Origin of the sequence: Bartonella sp. AP57NXGY, assembly GCF_042195805.1 — a bacterium.
Classification (GTDB): Bacteria; Pseudomonadota; Alphaproteobacteria; order Rhizobiales; family Rhizobiaceae; genus Bartonella.
Genome location: NZ_JBHIOZ010000295.1, coordinates 1 through 1,335 on the forward strand (window position 1 = coordinate 1; position 1,335 = coordinate 1,335).

1 pseudogene is annotated in these 1,335 nt (G+C 29.1%); it reads left to right on the plus strand.

Annotated elements, in window-relative coordinates:
- Nucleotides 1-494 (plus strand): annotated as a pseudogene (locus ACFIL8_RS10405) (tyrosine-type recombinase/integrase); the annotation flags it as partial.
- Nucleotides 495-1,335: the final 841 nt, after the last annotated feature.

Sequence of the window (1,335 nt, forward strand, 5' to 3'; positions counted from 1 at the left end):
ACCTATGGAACGCAAGAGTTTGTTGATAACTACAAAAGCGCACTTGCCGAGTTACAAGGACTTATACTTCCTAAATCCAAAACCGGTAAACTTGTTGAAGGGTTATTTGCATGGCTGCTTAAACAATACTTTAACAGCTCTAATTGGCATAGCTACACTAAAGCTACAAAAAAACAAAAAGAACTCATCCTTATGAAGGTTATGTGATTGGAGAAGAGACATTCATTTGTGGTAAAGAAGGTAAAAAACTAGTTAAAGAAAGTTTTGGCAACCTTTTTCGTGAGGCTTGTAACGTAGCGGGAATCAAAAAATCAGCACATGGCTTAAAAAAATTAGCAGCAACACGCGCAGTTAATTCTGGTGCAACAGTATCACAACTCAAAGCAATTTTTGGCTGGACAAATGATGCTATGACATCTCTTTACACAAAGAGCGCAGACCGTAAAAAACTCGCTCTTGAAGCCATAAAAAAGCTTCAAAAAGATGAGGGATAGAGGCAAAAAAATCAATAGAATCAAGATTCACCTATTCTCTCATATTAGACATAAATATTTTATTTTACACATACTTGTGAATGAATCGGCTTTTAAAACTTTATCTTTTAAAGTTTACGCTTTCTGACTCTGCATAATTTAGCGTTTTTAAGTTCTATTCTTGAAAAACTATGTAATACCTTCACAAACTATCTATTGATCTAAGGGTATTACTCAATAATTTTTTCTTCCATTCAAATTAACTTTTTGCTTATCCCACAGAAAAAGCATTACAAATATACCTAATTTCCAGTCATATCTAGAAGAGATTTTAAACTATCGATGCAAATCTTACATAAAATTTTATTCAAATAGCGCAAATCAGCCATTCCCTCCAAGGTACTTTTTAGATGCACTAAATATCTGAATATTTTTATTTAAAAAATTAAAATCTTTTAAAGAGCTTTCTTATTGAATTGTACTTAATTTAAACTCAATAAAAACTTTCCTTGAATATATATGTCATTCTTACAAATTTATCTCTCATAAACTGTCAGAGTAATAACATTTTCTTTTCGCCAATATGAACGATCTAAATAAAATAAATATCTGGAAAGGTAAAATAATTCAAAAATACACGACCGGAATTTAATATAATTTATCAAACATTTTCAACTAAACATTTCTTATTATTACGAAAACGATTGTTAGAACTTAAAAAAATATTGCTTTGTAAAAAATTTTTAAACAGGAAAAAAATGATAAATATCATAATTACCTTTTATTTTTTCAGAAAAAACTATCATGTTTAAAAATGAAACTCTTAGATAACACACTCAAAGAATTAACTTATGAAGAATTA